A 14,431-nucleotide genomic window follows, 5' to 3' on the forward strand; every position below is an offset into this window, starting at 1 on the left:
CCGATCCGGCCGAACACCAGTATCACGAGGCATAAAGCCAGAAGGACGGTTTGCAGCGCGCGCGACATCTCGGGTCCAACTTTTCTCTGGTCTTGGAGATTTCTTGTGTCTTGAAAATTTCTTGGGTCTTGGAAAACAGAGCGGGCAGTTCGTCACTGCCCGCTCCGGATCTCATCCTTGGGGTAACAGGATGATCAGGAGCCCTTGCCGCCGCACTTGCCGGTGGCAACGTTGAAGTTGCCGCATGACATGGGCTTGCGCCAATCGGAGATCAGGTCCTTGGAGTCGGCCAGGTAGTCGGACCATTCGTCGCCGACGACGGCCGGGGTCTGCTGGACGATCTCGAACTGGCCGTCGGCCTGGATTTCGCCGATCAGCACGGGCTTGGTGATGTGGTGGTTCGGCATGACGGTGGAGGTGCCGCCCGAGAGGTTCGGAACCGAGACGCCGATGATGGCATCGAGAACCGGATCGGTGTCGGTGGTGCCGGCGGCCTCGACGGCCTTCACCCAGGCGTTGAAGCCGATATAGGCGGCTTCCATCGGGTCGTTGGTCACGCGCTTGTCGTTCTTGGTATAGGCTTTCCAGGTCTTGATGAACTCGGCATTGACCGGCGCATCGACGGACTGGAAGTAGTTCCAGGCAGCTAGGTGGCCGACGAGCGGGGCGGTGTCGAGGCCGGCCAGTTCTTCTTCGCCGACCGAGAAGGCGACGACCGGGATGTCTTCAGCCTTGATACCCTGGTTACCGAGTTCCTTGTAGAACGGAACGTTGGCGTCGCCGTTGATGGTGGAAACCACGGCAGTCTTCTTGCCCGACGAGCCGAACTTCTTGATATCGGAGACGATGGTCTGCCAATCCGAATGACCGAACGGCGTGTAGTTGACCATGATGTCCTCGGGCTTCACGCCCTTGGCTTCGAGATAAGCCTTGAGGATCTTGTTGGTCGTCTGCGGATAGACGTAGTCGGTGCCGGCGAGAACCCAGCGTTCGACGCCTTCCGTTGCCATCAGGTAATCGACGGCCGGGATTGCCTGCTGGTTGGGAGCGGCACCGGTGTAGAAGATGTTGCGCGAAGACTCTTCGCCTTCATACTGCACCGGGTAGAAGAGGATGGAATTGAGCTCTTCGAAGACCGGCAGGACGGATTTGCGCGACGACGAGGTCCAGCAACCGAACACGGCGGCAACCTTGTCCTTCTCGATCAGGTCGCGTGCTTTTTCAGCGAACAGCGGCCAGTCCGAAGCCGGATCGACGACGACAGCTTCGATTTTCTTGCCGAGAACGCCACCCTTCTTGTTCTGCTCTTCGACGAGCATCAGCATGGCGTCTTTCAGCGTGGTCTCGGAAATCGCCATCGTGCCCGACAGCGAGTGCAGGATACCGATCTTGATCGTGTCTTCGGCTGCGTAAGCGCTCTGGAACATGGTCGCGGAAAGCATGCCAGCCAGCGCCGCACCTGTCATCAGGTTCTTGATTTTCATTGGATTTCCCCTCTGTTGAGCATCGAGCAGCGGATTAACGCGTGCTTAACATCCGCCGTCTTGAGGGAACTATCCGTCCGAATTGTGCACCGCGACATACGTCATTTGACGTACCGGCAGGGGGCAAAGAGGGAAGAATCGGTCATGGTTGACGATGTGGCGCCGGCGCTGGATAATCGGGCGGGATTTTGGAGCCCATCCATGAACGCGATTACCATTCGTATATCCGATGACACCGCCGACCGCCTAGATCAGTTGGCGAGAAAGCTCGATCGCTCGCAATCGACAATGGCCGAGCAGGCCATTGAGGATTTCCTTGCTCGCGAGGAGTGGCAGATCGCCGAGATCGAGGCAGGACTTGCAGAGGCCGATGCAGGCGACTTTGCGACGGCGGAGGAAGTTGCGGCGGTCGCGGCGAAATACATCAAGCGTGGTTCATGATTGTCCACGGGATGAGCCACGAAGTCATTTGGACCCGCCGTGCACTCAGAAGACTTGACGAGATCGGCACCTACATTGCCCATGAAAATCCCGCTGCGGCCGCCAAGGTCGTTGGGCGACTGATGGCGGTAACGGAGCGGCTGGCCGATTATCCGCAATCCGGCCGTCCTGGACGGCTCAACAATACACGCGAACTCGTTCTTGCGGACTTCCCCTATGTCATCCCCTACCGCGTGATCGGTGATCGCGTGCATATCATCACGGTCCTGCACGCCGCCCAGAAATGGCCGTTCAAGCGCTGAGCGCTTTTGTGTCAACCTTGCAAATTGTCCACGGCGTGGAAGATTTGCAAGGATGGCACGCACTCAACAGACTTGCAGCGCTCGCCGCATCATGCTTTTGATGCGGAATGAACGAAAATTCCGCAAATCTGAAATCTGCCTCAGAAATAGGCAATAACGGCGTCCGGACGACGCATCAGACGGCCCGGCAGCGTATCATTCCGGTGCGTCGCGACTATAATCGCTGGGTCGCCAACCAGACCCTGGAAGACTATGCGCTCCGCTTCACGGCGAAGAGCGCGCGGCAATATTCGCCGTCGCGGATTTCCCAGACCGCCATCGGCGCGATTTCGTTCCTCGCGCTGGAGGCTGTGGGCGGTGCGATCACGCTGTCCTACGGCACGACCAACGCGATTTTCGCGATCCTCGTCGCCTCGGTTCTGCTGCTCTTGATCGGCATTCCGATCAGCAAATATGCGATCAGACACGGCGTCGATATCGACCTGCTGACCCGTGGCGCGGGCTTCGGCTATATCGGCTCGACGGTCACCTCGCTGATCTATGCGAGCTTCACCTTCATCCTGTTCGCGATCGAAGCCTCGATCATGACCGGGGCGCTGGAACTCGTCTTCGGCATTCCGCTCTGGCTCGGATATATCATCTCGGCGCTCGCGGTGATCCCGCTGGTGACGCATGGCGTGCGGATGATCTCGCGCTTCCAGCTGCTCACCCAGCCGGTGTGGATCGTGCTCAACATCCTGCCCTTTATCTTCATCGCCATGTCGGACTGGCAGAAGTTCGATATCTGGCTCGGCTTTGCCGGGCGCGGCCATGAATCGGGTGAGATCGGCACGATTGCGCCGTTCGACCTCGCGATGTTTGGGGCGGCATCCGCTGTCATCCTGTCGCTGATGGCGCAGATCGGCGAGCAGGTCGACTTCCTGCGCTTCCTGCCGGCGGACCACAAACCGCCGTCGATCATGCAGAGGATCATGCGGTTCCTGGCCGGTCCGGGCTGGGTTGTCGTGGGAGCGCCCAAACTTCTCGCCGGCTCGTTCCTCGTCGTGCTGGCGCTGAGTTCCGGCATACCCGCGAGCGAAGCGGCCGATCCGGCGCATATGTATGTCACGGCCTTTGGCTATATGGTGCCGAACCATACGCTTGCTCTGATCCTAACGGCGGCCTTCGTCGTCGTCTCGCAGCTCAAGATCAACGTGATGAATGCCTATGCCGGGTCGCTGGCGTGGTCGAACTTCTTCTCGCGTCTGACGCATAGCCATCCCGGCCGCGTGGTTTGGCTGTTCTTCAATGTCGCCATCGCGCTGCTGCTGATGGAACTCGGCATCTACAAGCTGCTTGAGGAAACGCTCGGCGTCTTCTCGATCATCTCGGCGGCGTGGCTCTGCTCAATCTCGGCCGATCTCTTCATCAACAAGCCGCTCGGCCTGTCGCCCGAGGGCATCGAGTTCAAGCGGGCGCATCTCTACGACATCAACCCGGTTGGCGTCGGCGGCATGGCGATCACGGTAGCGATCGCACTCGCCGCGCATTTCGGCCTGTTCGGCACCTATGTGGGCTCGCTTGCCATCTACATCACGCCCGTCGTGGCGTTCATTTCGGTGCCGTCCATCGCATGGGCGACCAAGGGCAAATACTATCTGGCCCGCAAGCCGCGCCACCAGTGGAAGAATCTTGCAACGATCACCTGCTCGATCTGCGAGCACCCGTTCGAGCCCGAGGACATGGCCTGGTGCCCGGCCTATGCAGCGCCGATCTGTTCGCTTTGCTGCTCGCTCGACAGCCGGTGCCACGATCTCTGCAAACCGAAAGCGCGGCTGCAATACCAGGCAACAGAAGTGGCGCGTGCGATCCTGCCCGAAAGCGTGGTCGAAAAGCTCGGAACCCGCCTTGGCCGTTATTCGATGATCACTATATTGGCGCTGACATTGATCGGTGCGGTGCTTTGGATGATCGCCGAGCGGGCCGGGAGCGTGCTGCCAGAGGCGGCGGGGGTGGTCAATGGGACGGTGTGGATCGTCTTTCTTGTCTTTGCGATCCTCACCGGCATCGCCACATGGTTCTTCGTGCTGGCGCATGACAGCCGGGTGGTGGCGGAAGAGGAATCCTCGCGCCAGAACACACTGCTGCTCAAGGAAATCGCGGCCCACAAGAAAACCGATGCGGCGCTCCAATATGCCAAGGAAACCGCGGAATCCGCCAACCGCGCCAAGAGCCGTTATGTGGTGGGCCTGACACATGAACTGCGCACGCCGTTGAACGCGGTGCTCGGCTATGCCCAGTTGCTGGAACGCGACGAATCCATCCCGGACACGAAACGCTCGGCGATCAAGGTCATCAAGCGAAGTGCCGACCATCTCTCTGGGCTGATCGACGGGCTCCTCGATATTTCCAAGATCGAGGCCGGCCGGCTGCAGGTCTATTCCAACGAGATCAACATCCGCGATTTCCTCGATCAGGTCACCGGCATGATGCGGCCGCAGGCCGAGGCCAAGGGGCTCGTCTTCAACGTGACGATCGACGACAAGCTGCCGCAATATGTCCGCACCGATGAGAAGCGGCTGAGGCAGATTCTCGTCAATCTGCTCTCCAATGCGGTGAAATATACCAGTGACGGCTCGGTCTCGCTTGAACTCGCCTATCGCGGCCAGGTGGCGACACTGACGATCACTGACACCGGTCCGGGCATTCCCGCGAGCGACCTGCCGGTGATCTTCGAGCCGTTCCAGCGCGGCACGGGCGATCAGGCGAAACTCGCACCCGGCCTCGGTCTGGGGCTGACGATCACAAGGCTGCTCACCCAGACACTTGGCGGCGAGATCACGGTCGAAAGCGAACATGGTCACGGCACGACCTTCAAGGTGCGGCTGATGCTCTATGGTCTCAACAAACCGAGCGCGCCGGCGCCCGATCGCAAGATCCTCACCTATACGGGGCCGCGACGGACGATCATGGTCGTCGATGACAATGAAGAGCACCGCGAACTGATGCGCGAGGCGCTGGTGCCACTCGATTTCGTGGTGCTGACGGCGATCTCGGGGCCGGATTGCCTGATGCTGATTGAAGCCGCCCGACCGGATATTTTCCTCGTCGATATTTCCATGCCCGGCATGAACGGCTGGGAGCTCGCGGCGAAGCTGCGGGCGGGCGGGTTCGGCGCGCCCGTCATCATGCTGTCGGCCAATATCGGCGATGGTGCGGCGGGCACATTGCCTGGCAGCGACCACAGCGATACGCTGGCCAAACCCGTGGATTTCCGCCAGTTGCACGACAAGCTTGCGACCTGGATGGGGCTCGAATGGGTTTATGCCGCGATTCCCGTGGCGGCGATCAACGGACATCACGAGCCGGCTTTCCGCAGCCCGGGACCCGACCACGTGCAGGAACTCATCCGATTGGGCGAGATCGGCTATGTCAGGGGCATCGAAGCCAAGCTGAACGACCTTGCAAAGCATGGTGATCTCAGGCATTTCGCGGAGGTCATGACCGCACATATCAAGGCCTTCAATATCGATGCCTATCTCGCCGATCTCCGCAAGCTCGAACGCGAGGAGGCCGGGCCATGAATGCCGTGGAGAGCCCGCGCGACATCGTGCTCCTGGTCGACGACAGCCCGGAATCGCTGAGCTTCCTCACCGAGGCGCTGGAGGAATCCGGCTATTCGGTGCTGATCGCAACGTCGGGCGCCTCGGCGCTCAACATTGCCGACCGCATCACGCCCGACCTCATCCTGCTCGATGCTGTCATGCCAGGAATGGATGGGTTCGAGACCTGCCAGCGGCTCAAGTCGCATGGCGCCGCCGCGCAGGTGCCGGTGATTTTCATGACCGGCCTCACCGAGACCGAGCATGTGGTTCGGGCGTTGGGGGCAGGGGGCGTCGACTACCTCACCAAGCCGATCAATGTGGACGAGTTGCGCGCCCGCATCCGAGTCCATCTCGCCAATGCCCGCTCGGCACAAAGTGCCCGCGTGGCGCTCGATGCCGCCGGCCGCCATCTGCTTGCCGTGCGAGGCAATGGTAAGATCCTATGGTCGACGCCGCAGGCGATCAGGCTGGTCAATGCCGCGACCGGCAGCGACGAGGGCATCGATCTCGTGGCCGCGCGTATCCTCACATGGATGGAAGAGCGCCGGCAGGTCGGTGTCCAGAAAGATCCCGGCTTTGTCATGGAAACCGGTGGGGAAGCGTCGCTGGCGCTGTCCTTCCTCGGTTCGATCGGCCAGGACGAGCATCTTTTCAGGCTGACCGGCCAGACGCAGGGCAGCGACAACGAACGCCTCAAGCAGCATTTCGCGCTGACCGCTCGCGAATCAGAGGTGCTGGCCTGGATTGCCAAGGGCAAATCCAACCGCGACATCGGCGAAATCCTCGGGCTGTCGGCGCGCACGGTCAACAAGCATCTCGAGCAGATCTATGTGAAGCTCGGCGTCGAGAACCGTGCCTCGGCGGCGGTGAAGGCAGCGAATATATTGATGCAGGGTTAGCTATCGCACCGTACTCGAAGCTTCGGCCCGGAAACGCGCCGCCCATTCGAGACTCTGCTGATCGGCCATCTTTCTGGTCTTCACATCCGCCGCCTCCGCATCCAGCCCAAGGTGGTGCAGTACTGCCGCCAATGCCCTGCCGGGATCGGCGGTGAGACCTTCATAGGTCAGGTGAAGCGGCTCGATGCCCTGCTCCACGAACCAATGCCGCCAGGCGGCGTCATGCGTCTCCGCTTCATCGACAAAAGCCGCAATGCGTTCCGCGTCGTAGACCGGGGCTCGATGCGCGGCCGTGCGCTCCCGCTCGGAGCCATCGGCTGCCATGTGCCACAGACCGGACTGCTCCGCTTTGAGCCGGGATACGGCCTGCGCGACTTTGTCCTCGCGCGACAGATGCAGGAAGCTGACCTGCCCGAAGGCTTTTGCGAACCGGCATTGGTCGCTCTCAAGCTCTGGATAGAGAATCGCCAGGTCAGCCGCGAGTTCCCGACCGCCTTCCCACATCAGACGGAGGCCAAAGATTTCACTTTCGCCATTTCCCTCGCGGATGACCGCCGAAAGATAGGCCCGCTCGAATTCAAGCTTACCGGGCTTGTGCGGTAGAGGCACGGCGAGGTGCTCCGCCCAGTACGGTATCGATTGCTGCCTGTAATAGGACGCCGGCTTTCCGGCCCTGCCAGTCCCCGTCAGCAAATCACAAAGCAGGGTACTGCCGGATCTCGGTGTCGCGCAGATGATGTAGGACGCTGTAGCCATGGCTGAATTCCTAGTTGCCTGGGCATGGCTTGGCAATGCCAGCCTTCGGAAAACCTCCAGGCGCCGGCGACACATGCGCTTTGCGATTGACTCCACGTCGGACCCTGTATATAGCTACATTGCTATATATCAATATATATGACGCGGAAGGCAAAATGCAGCAGATTGACAGTCATCATCTCGACCTCGTCTTTGGGGCGCTCGCCGATCCGACCCGGCGCGCAATCCTTGCTCGCCTCTCCGATGGTGAGGCTACGGTCAATGAGCTGGTCGAGCCCTTCAAGCTCGCCCAGCCGACGATCACCAAGCATATCAAGGTGCTGGAAGGTGCGGGCCTCGTCTCGCGGGGGCGGGAGGCGCAGTTCCGGCCGGTGAGACTTAATGCAACTCCACTGAAGGAGGCTTCCATGTGGATCGGAAATTACAAGCGCTGCTGGGAGGAAAGCCTGGAGCATCTCGATGCTTACGTCAAAGAACTCATCGAAAAGGGAGAATGATCATGGATATCCTTGCCAAGACCGCAGAGCCTGTAGCCGATCGCCAATTTACGATCGAACGCGTCTACGATGCACCGGCACGGCTTCTGTTCCTCGCCCATTCGAAGCCCGAACATATCAGCCGCTGGTTCGGCCCCAAGGGTTGGCCGATCAGCAAATGCGAGATGGATTTCCGCGAGGGTGGTGAGTTCCATTTCCAGATGACCAGCGACGAAGGTGAGGTCGGCCCGCCCTTCGGCGGTACCTATCTCGAAATCGTGCCAAACCGGAAGATCGTCTATGACAATGGCTTCGAAGCACCCGGCAGCGGCAGGTTTCACGTCACCGTGCTTTTCGAGGAGTTCGAAGGCCGCACGACGCTCGCCGTGACAACCGTCTTCGAGAGTATCGCCATGAAGGACGAATATCTTGGCCTCGGCATGGCCGAAGGCATGCAGTCGGGCTTCGACCAGCTCGGCGATGTGGTCGAGGACCTCAAGGCGTGGGAATCAAAATGAGAAAGCTGGTCGTCGCCCCGCTCGTCACCCTCGACGGCGTCATGGAAGCACCAGGTGGCGAGCCCGGCCACAAGCATACCGGCTGGGCTGCTCCGTTCATCGGCGATGATGAGTTCCAGCTGAAGATCGATGAAGCGCGTGAGGCAAGCGCGCTTCTCCTTGGCCGCGTCACCTACGAATCGTTCTGCGGTGGCTTTGCACAAGGCACCGATCCCTTGTCGCAGCGGCTCAACGCGATGCCGAAGCACGTCTTCTCACGCACCCTGAAATCGCTCGAATGGAATAATTCCAAGGTGATCGCGGGTGACTTAGTGGAGGAAGTGACAGCGCTCAAACAGGGCGATGGCGGGCCGCTCCTCGTGCCGGGCAGCCATTCGGTGGTGCATCAGCTGTTCAAGCACGACCTGATCGACGAAGTCAGGATGCTCGTCTTCCCGGTCGCTGTCGGCAGCGGTTTCCGCTTTTTCCCCGACACGCAGGTCAAGACCGATTTCAAGCTGGCGCAGCAGAGGTTGTTTGCGTCTGGCGCGATCATGCAAATCTGGCGCCCGGTAAGCCGGAGCAAATAAATAGAATCAATTCGCTCTGACGCGCAGGTTGCTTTCAGCGGCCTGCGCGCCATTGCCGCATGGCATTGCCCCGGTTTTGATAACCTTCTTTTAACTATAATGGAGTCTTACTGACTTCAGTTAAATTTGTGCATCGCACGCCTTCCTTTGACCAAATTTGGCGTAAAGAAGGCTGGGATGCAGATAGGGCGATGCCAAAGGCTGCAGAACCAGCCGATTAGCGATGGATGGACGTGAATGGCCGCCTGGCTGGGAATTCTCTCATGGCCGGGCGTCTCGATTCGGGGATTTGAAAACATATGGAAACTGCACCTCTGGCAGCCGTACACGCAGATGTAAGCTTGTGGGCGCTCTTCATGCAGGCAAGCTGGGTCGTCAAGCTCGTGATGATCGGCCTCCTTGGCGCTTCGGTCTGGACCTGGGCAATGGTCGTCGACAAGCTGGTCAACTACAACAGGGCGCGCCGCCAGTTCGACAGCTTCGAGCAGGTCTTCTGGTCCGGTCAATCGCTGGAAGAGCTTTATCGTACCCTGTCCGAACGTCAGACGTCCGGGATGGCGACGATATTCGTGTCCGCCATGCGTGAATGGAAGAAGAGCTTCGAACGCGGCGCCCGGTCGCCGATCGGCCTACAGATGCGCATCGATCGCGCCATGGATGTCACGCTGTCGCGTGAGACCGAAACGCTCGAAGCCCGGCTTTCTTCGCTTGCGACCATCGGCTCGGCTGCGCCCTTCGTCGGTCTGTTCGGTACTGTCGTCGGTATCATGACTTCGTTCCAGGGCATCGCGGCTTCGAAATCCACCAATCTAGCCGTCGTGGCACCGGGTATCGCAGAAGCGCTGCTCGCCACCGCGATAGGCCTGGTTGCCGCTATCCCGGCGGTTATCGCCTACAACAAGTTCTCGGGCGACGCCAACAAGCTGGTGGCACGCATGGAAGCCTTCGCGGACGAATTCTCCGCCATCCTGTCGCGCCAGATCGACGAGCGGCTGCAGCCGCGCGCCGCGGCGCAGTAAGGGGAGCTTCCTATGGCAATGTCGGCTGGAGCGCAGACAGGTGGATCGGGCGGCCGTGGCCGCCGCCGCGGCAGTGGTGGCCGCAAGGCGCCGATGAGTGAAATCAACGTGACGCCGATGGTCGACGTCATGCTGGTGCTGCTGATCATCTTCATGGTCGCCGCGCCCCTGATGACGACGGGCGTGCCGATCGACCTGCCGGAAACGCAGGCGAAGGAAATGAATTCGGACACCAAGCCGATCACCATCTCGATCAACAAGGACGGCCAGATCTTCTTCGGCGACGAAACCGAAGTTGCGATTGCGATCGATGAGGTCGTGCCGAAGCTCCAGGCGATCGCCAAGACCGGCGCCGAAGAGCGCATCTTCGTGCGCGGCGATGGCGGCACCGAATATGGCGCGATCATGGGTGTCATGGGCCGCATCCAGGCCGCAGGTTACAAAAATATCGGTCTTGTGACGCAGCCGGAAACGCCGAAGTAGCAGGACGACGATGAAGGGCAGCCTCATCACATCTGTCGGTTTGCACGCGCTGCTCGCAGCGTGGCTGCTGTTCTCGTTCTCGCCCGCGCCTCTCGAGGTGGCGATGTCCGAATCGCTGCCGGTTGATCTGGTGCCCTTCGAGGACGTGGCACAGCTTCAGGAAGGCGACAAGGAAGCGCCGAAGAAGGAGAAATCCGCTTCTGCAAAGACCAAGCGCGAAGACACCAAGGAAAACGCCGAGAATACCGGCGACAATGATTTCGACCTGAAGGCCGTGCCGACCCCAGCCGAGAAGCCGTCCAACGTGCAGGAAGCCGGCGCGGAGAAGGCATCCGAGAAGGTCATTCCCGATCAGAAGATTACCCAGGCGGAGAATGTCGAGGATATTCTGAGGGAAGACACCGCCATCGAGCCGACACAGGAAAAGGTCGCTGCGATCGAGCAGCCCAAGGTCGAAGTCAAGCCGGAGGTTAAGCCGGTCGAAGAGGCCAAGACGGAGCCCGTCGAGCAAGCGGTCGAGGAGCCGATCCCGGACAATGTCCCGGTCCCCGTGATGCGGCCAAAGGTCGAGCCGAAGAAGGTCGAGGAAAAGAAAGTCGAGCCGAAAGAGGTGAAGGTCGCCGAGGCGAAGCCCGAAAAGCAGCCGGATCGCAAGAAGTCCGACAAGAACACCAAATCGGCCAAATCCACGACCACCAAGGAAACCGATTTCAACACCGACGATATCGCCAAGGAATTGAGCAAGGTCGACAGCAAGGCCGGCGGCACCAAGCGCAGCAAGCAGGAAGCATCGCTTGGCGCCAAGAAGGCGACAGGCGGCGAAAAGCTTTCTCAAGATGAGAATGCCGCGCTGATGGGTCTCATCGAAAAGAACTGGACCGTGATGCCGGGCCAAGTGTCTTCGAGCGATGTCAAAATCGTGGTTCGGTTCGAACTCGATGAGAACGGCGAAGTTATTGGCGAACCCGAAATCACAAGTTCCGGCGGCGATGGTTCATCGCTGAGCGCGCTTGAGGGTGGTGCCAAGCGTGCGGTCATGAAGTCCGCACCCTTCGATATACTGCCCAAGGAAAAGTACGAGACCTGGAAAGTCGTCGAGCTCAGCTTCTATCCGAGCGAATTGATGTGACGTGAACGGCAATCGGCGGAAAGGGTTTCCGCGCCGCAAACCATAATACATGGCTGAAAGGCTTATATAGGATGATGAAACACCAGATGATCAAAGCTCTCCTCGTTATCGCTGGGCTGCTCGCACTCTGTGCAATGCCAGCGCAGGCGGAGGTCAAGCTCGACATCCGCAAGGGTACGGTCGAGCCCATGCCCATTGCCATCACCGACATGATTTCCAACGATGAACTTGGAGTTCAGATCAGCGACGTGATCGCTGCGGACCTAAAGCGCTCTGGCTTTTTCGCTCCCATCAGCAAGCAGGCCTTTATCCAGAAGATCACCAACCCGGATGCTGCGCCCCGTTTCCAGGATTGGCAGACGATCAGTGCCCAGGCCATGGTCTCGGGCCGCGTGACCAAGGAGGCCGATGGCCGCCTGCGCGCCGAATTCCGGCTGTGGGACGTCTATGGCGGCACCCAGCTGATCGGCCAGCAGTTCTATACGCGGCCGGAGAACTGGCGCCGCGTGGCGCATATCATCGCCGACGCCGTCTATGAGAAGTTGACCGGCGAGAAGGGCTATTTCGATACCCGCATCGTGTTCGTGTCCGAAACCGGACCTAAGACTGCCCGCGTCCGCCAGCTTGCGATCATGGACCAGGACGGCGCCAATATGCGCATCCTGACCAAGTCCAAGTCGATCGTTCTGACGCCGCGTTTCTCGCCGAACCAGCAGGAAGTCACCTACATGTCCTTCGAGGGCGAGCAGCCGAAGGTCTACCTGCTGCAGCTTGAGACCGGACAACGCGAAGTGGTCGGCAATTTCCCCGGCATGACCTTCTCGCCGCGCTTCTCGCCGGATGGCTCGCGGGTGATCATGAGCCTGCAGGAAAAGGGCAATGCCAATATCTTCACCATGGACCTGCGCTCGCGCACCACGACGCGCCTGACCTCGACGGCCGCGATCGATACCGGCCCGTCCTATTCGCCGGATGGCCAGAAGATCGTATTCGAAAGCGATCGTGGCGGCCGCCAGCAGCTTTACGTGATGAATGCCGACGGCTCGGGCCAGAACCGCATCTCGTTCGGCGACGGCGCCTATTCGACACCGGTCTGGTCGCCAAAGGGTGATCTGATCGCCTTCACCAAGCAGTCTGGCGGCAAGTTCTCGATCGGTGTCATGCGTCCGGATGGTTCCGGCGAGCGCATCCTCACCACGGGCTTCCATAACGAAGGCCCGACCTGGGCGCCGAATGGCCGTGTCCTGATGTTCTTCCGTCAGGGCGCCGGCGCTGGTGGTCCGACGCTCTTTTCGATCGACCTGTCGGGCTACAACGAATTGCGCGTGCCGACCCCGGCTTTCGCATCCGACCCGGCATGGTCGCCGCTCCTTGAGTGAGCGCTTTCATGAGGAGAATGCCGGCGGCTGTTCATTAGAATTTTATGAAATAGCTGCCAATTTCCGGTTTGTTAACCACGATCGTTGAAACGAGGTTAACCTCACCGGGTTAGAGTCTGGAAACCGTGATTATTAAGACTTAGGAGCAGGCCATGAGCCATTCTGAAACATACAAACCCGGCAAGATGGCGACGCTCGCACGCAATCCCTTCGTCATCGCCCTTGTCTGCGGCATCGCACTTGCAAGCTGCGCCAAGAAAGACAAGCTCAACAGCGCCGACGATCTCGGCCTGAACACCAACAATGCCTCAACGCCGGGCTCGCAGCAGGACTTCACCGTCAATGTCGGTGATCGCATCTTCTTCGATACGGATTCGACCTCGATCCGTGCCGACGCCCAGCAGACGCTGCGCAAGCAGGCACAGTGGCTGAACCAGTATTCGAGCTATCGCATCGTGGTCGAAGGCCATGCCGACGAACGCGGCACCCGCGAATACAATCTGGCGCTCGGCGCCCGCCGTGCCGAAGCCACCCGCGACTATCTCGTCGCGCAAGGCGTCGATGGCGGCCGCATGAAGACGATCTCCTACGGCAAGGAACAGCCGGTCGCGGTCTGCGACGACATTTCCTGCTGGTCGCAGAACCGCCGCGCGGTGACAGCCCTCAAGGGCGGCCCGAACGGCTGATAAGGTCCGGGCAACCGGCAATATTGGACACGAAACCGCCCGCAGTGCATCGCTGCGGGCGGTTTTCGTTTTGTGGATTTGATGGCAGTTTGTTTCCCATGAGGGAGTGAAGCGGATGCGATCGACAGACCGGATTGTCCGACGGCGGTATGTGACGACCGATCTCGACGCTGTCATCGAGGTCTTCCAGCGCGCGATCCGCGAGGTCGCCTGCCGCGATTATGATCCGGCGCAGGTGGCGGCATGGTCGAAAGTCGATCGCGACGAATGGGAGCCCTGGCGGCTCACTCGGCCTACCTGGGTTGCCGTTCTGGACGAGAAGATCATAGGCTTCAGCGACCTCGAAGCCGATGGACATCTCGATATGATGTTCGTGCATCCTGCACATCAAGGCATCGGCGTGGCCTCCATGTTGCTGGCGACCGTCGAAGGCGCTGCCAGGCAGGAGGGCCTCTCCAGAATTTTCACAGAGGCCAGCATCACGGCACGGCCTTTCTTCGAGAAGCGGGGATTTGTCGTTGATGCGCAGCAGCAGGTGACCAAGGAGGGTGAGACGTTCATCAATTTCCGCATGCACAAAATACTGGACCGCGAAGTGTAGTCGGCGTCAAATCAGCCGATCCGGCATCATTTTGTTGTGACGCCGTCCATACTTCCGCCTGACTCCGTTGCTTTTTTGTCCCGGAATTGAAACAACTCCAGTTGT

General features: G+C 60.0%; 15 protein-coding genes. 13 read left to right on the plus strand and 2 right to left on the minus strand.

The window, feature by feature from the left end:
- Positions 1-194: 194 nt before the first annotated feature.
- On the minus strand, positions 195-1,484 hold the full coding sequence (urtA, locus tag ACSQ26_RS02300; RefSeq protein ID WP_436005886.1) for an urea ABC transporter substrate-binding protein: 1,290 nt from the start codon (positions 1,482-1,484) through the stop codon (positions 195-197).
- A gap of 201 nt (positions 1,485-1,685) precedes the next feature.
- Here urtA and ACSQ26_RS02305 point away from each other — a divergent pair, with 201 nt between their 5' ends.
- The 4 genes from ACSQ26_RS02305 (at position 1,686) to ACSQ26_RS02320 (ending at position 6,710) form a co-directional block, all read left to right on the plus strand.
- On the plus strand, positions 1,686-1,925 hold the full coding sequence (locus ACSQ26_RS02305; RefSeq protein ID WP_436015066.1) for a CopG family ribbon-helix-helix protein: 240 nt from the start codon (positions 1,686-1,688) through the stop codon (positions 1,923-1,925).
- Between the two features lie 11 nt (positions 1,926-1,936).
- Positions 1,937-2,227, plus strand: coding sequence for a type II toxin-antitoxin system RelE/ParE family toxin (locus ACSQ26_RS02310; protein ID WP_436005888.1), 291 nt, complete (start codon positions 1,937-1,939; stop codon positions 2,225-2,227).
- A 107-nt stretch (positions 2,228-2,334) separates the two neighbouring features.
- Entirely contained in the window at positions 2,335-5,790 is a 3,456-nt protein-coding gene (locus ACSQ26_RS02315; RefSeq protein WP_436005890.1) for a hybrid sensor histidine kinase/response regulator, read from the plus strand.
- Positions 5,787-6,710: a response regulator gene (locus ACSQ26_RS02320; RefSeq protein ID WP_436005892.1), complete on the plus strand. Its 924-nt coding sequence runs from the start codon at positions 5,787-5,789 to the stop codon at positions 6,708-6,710. The genes ACSQ26_RS02315 and ACSQ26_RS02320 overlap by 4 nt, the downstream gene beginning before the upstream one ends.
- On the opposite strand, the gene ACSQ26_RS02325 is transcribed toward ACSQ26_RS02320, so the two are convergent.
- Entirely contained in the window at positions 6,711-7,466 is a 756-nt protein-coding gene (locus ACSQ26_RS02325; protein WP_436005894.1) for a Stf0 family sulfotransferase, read from the minus strand. It abuts the gene before it with no gap.
- Positions 7,467-7,621: 155 nt separating this feature from the next.
- Between ACSQ26_RS02325 and ACSQ26_RS02330 the strand changes: the two genes are divergently transcribed.
- From ACSQ26_RS02330 to ACSQ26_RS02370, 9 genes are all read left to right on the plus strand, one after another.
- On the plus strand, positions 7,622-7,963 hold the full coding sequence (locus tag ACSQ26_RS02330; protein ID WP_436005896.1) for an ArsR/SmtB family transcription factor: 342 nt from the start codon (positions 7,622-7,624) through the stop codon (positions 7,961-7,963).
- Between the two features lie 2 nt (positions 7,964-7,965).
- Complete coding sequence (locus ACSQ26_RS02335; protein ID WP_436005898.1) at positions 7,966-8,460, plus strand: SRPBCC domain-containing protein; 495 nt, start codon at positions 7,966-7,968, stop codon at positions 8,458-8,460.
- Positions 8,457-9,029, plus strand: a complete 573-nt coding sequence (locus ACSQ26_RS02340; protein ID WP_436005900.1) for a dihydrofolate reductase family protein — start codon at positions 8,457-8,459, stop codon at positions 9,027-9,029. Before ACSQ26_RS02335 ends, ACSQ26_RS02340 begins: the two co-directional genes overlap by 4 nt.
- Positions 9,030-9,328: 299 nt before the next feature.
- Positions 9,329-10,048, plus strand: a complete 720-nt coding sequence (tolQ, locus tag ACSQ26_RS02345) for a protein TolQ (RefSeq protein ID WP_258158120.1) — start codon at positions 9,329-9,331, stop codon at positions 10,046-10,048.
- A 12-nt stretch (positions 10,049-10,060) separates the two neighbouring features.
- Positions 10,061-10,531 carry a protein TolR gene (tolR, locus tag ACSQ26_RS02350; RefSeq protein ID WP_436005902.1) on the plus strand — a complete coding sequence of 157 codons (471 nt, stop codon included), beginning with the start codon at positions 10,061-10,063 and terminating at the stop codon, positions 10,529-10,531.
- Between the two features lie 10 nt (positions 10,532-10,541).
- Positions 10,542-11,660, plus strand: a complete 1,119-nt coding sequence (locus ACSQ26_RS02355; RefSeq protein ID WP_436005904.1) for a hypothetical protein — start codon at positions 10,542-10,544, stop codon at positions 11,658-11,660.
- An 86-nt stretch (positions 11,661-11,746) separates the two neighbouring features.
- Complete coding sequence (gene tolB / locus ACSQ26_RS02360; RefSeq protein WP_436005906.1) at positions 11,747-13,039, plus strand: Tol-Pal system beta propeller repeat protein TolB; 1,293 nt, start codon at positions 11,747-11,749, stop codon at positions 13,037-13,039.
- A gap of 152 nt (positions 13,040-13,191) precedes the next feature.
- Positions 13,192-13,725 carry a peptidoglycan-associated lipoprotein Pal gene (gene pal / locus ACSQ26_RS02365; RefSeq protein ID WP_436005908.1) on the plus strand — a complete coding sequence of 178 codons (534 nt, stop codon included), beginning with the start codon at positions 13,192-13,194 and terminating at the stop codon, positions 13,723-13,725.
- A 115-nt stretch (positions 13,726-13,840) separates the two neighbouring features.
- Positions 13,841-14,326: a GNAT family N-acetyltransferase gene (locus tag ACSQ26_RS02370; protein ID WP_436005910.1), complete on the plus strand. Its 486-nt coding sequence runs from the start codon at positions 13,841-13,843 to the stop codon at positions 14,324-14,326.
- The last annotated feature ends 105 nt before the right edge of the window (positions 14,327-14,431 follow it).

It is taken from the genome of Rhizobium sp. LjRoot254 (assembly GCF_964254105.1).
Taxonomy (GTDB): domain Bacteria; phylum Pseudomonadota; class Alphaproteobacteria; order Rhizobiales; family Rhizobiaceae; genus Rhizobium_E.